Here is a 1,373-nt window from a genome sequence, read left to right as displayed (position 1 = left end):
GGTTCTATACTAATTGTTGGGGTTATCAAACAATTTAGGGTAAAAAAATACACGTAAGCTCCAAATATCTTATACTAAAGTTACCCAAACAAAAGTTAAGATAGGAGTTACGTGTTACATGAATTCTAACATAATATTACCAGGATTTGAAGATGTAATAATTTTAAAAGCTCAAGCAATAGAAGATCAATATATCATTCACTTTGAAATGCCTATCAGACCGCATAAATGTCCCCAATGCGGTACATTCACAACACATATACATGATTACCGTATGACGAAAATTAAACATCTGAAATTCTCAGAAAGAAAAACCATTTTATTTTATAGAAAGCGCAGATATAGATGCACATGTGGAAAACGTTTTGCAGAACAGAATCCAATCGTAGAGCGCTATCAGCGATTTTCTAAGGAATGGAATCAAATGGCACAAGTCCGTGCAGTAAAAGGGAAAACGTTTAAAGAAACAGCCACACAATATGGCACATCTGTCAGTACAATTATTAATCGCTTTGATCGAGTGATTCCAAAATCAATCAAAGAAATGAAAGAATTACCGCCGGTAATTGCGATTGATGAGTTTAAAGGGAATGCCGATAAAGAAAAGTTTCAACTGATTATCGCTAACGCAGTAACAAGGGAACCGATAGATATTCTCCCAAATCGGAAAAAGGAAACGATTGAAGCTTATTTACACCAGTATGGAGAGAATGTACAAACAGTGGTAATGGATATGAGTCATAGCTTTAAAGCCGCTGTTACTAAATCATTAGGAAAGCCAATTATTATTGCAGATCGTTTTCATTTTGTACGCTATATCAACTGGGCAATAGAAAGAGTAAGAATCCGAGTTCAATCGGAATGGAATGATTATGATCGAAAAAAGATAAAGAGGAAACGCTTTGTTTTTCTAAAAAAATCACAAAATTTAACGGATTATGATCAATGGTATTTAGCCCGTTATTGTACTCTTTCAGATGAATTGAAATTAGCTTATGAGTTAAAATCACATTTTTATCGCTGGTTCGAGGCTGCAAAAGTGAATGGAAAAGAAAAAATGAAACAAACGAAAAAGGGATTAAAGAGATTTTATAAAAAGGTTGAAAGATCAAGAATTCCAGAGTTTATTCGTACGATTCAAACCTTTAAAAACTGGGAGACAGAAATCTTAAATTCTTTTTCTTTTGGCTATTCAAATGGCTTTGTCGAAGGATTAAACAATTTAACAAAAGTATTAAAACGAAATGCATTTGGCTTTCGACGGTTTGATCGATTAAGAGCCAAAATATTATTAACGCATCAATATAAAGATATAGGTAACACAATAGGATAAGGGTGGAGAATTGTGTCCCCACCCCAACTATTTACAAAGA

Annotated in this window: 1 protein-coding gene; it reads left to right on the top strand. The window is 33.5% G+C overall.

Annotated elements, in window-relative coordinates:
- Positions 1 to 118 precede the first annotated feature (118 nt).
- Positions 119 to 1,333, top strand: coding sequence for an ISL3 family transposase (locus tag D1606_RS18455; protein WP_119417451.1), 1,215 nt, complete (start codon positions 119 to 121; stop codon positions 1,331 to 1,333).
- The last annotated feature ends 40 nt before the right edge of the window (positions 1,334 to 1,373 follow it).

This window comes from Rummeliibacillus sp. POC4 (assembly GCF_003576525.1).
In the GTDB taxonomy this organism is placed as follows: domain Bacteria; phylum Bacillota; class Bacilli; order Bacillales_A; family Planococcaceae; genus Rummeliibacillus.
This window is presented reverse-complemented; position numbering and strand designations above follow the sequence as displayed.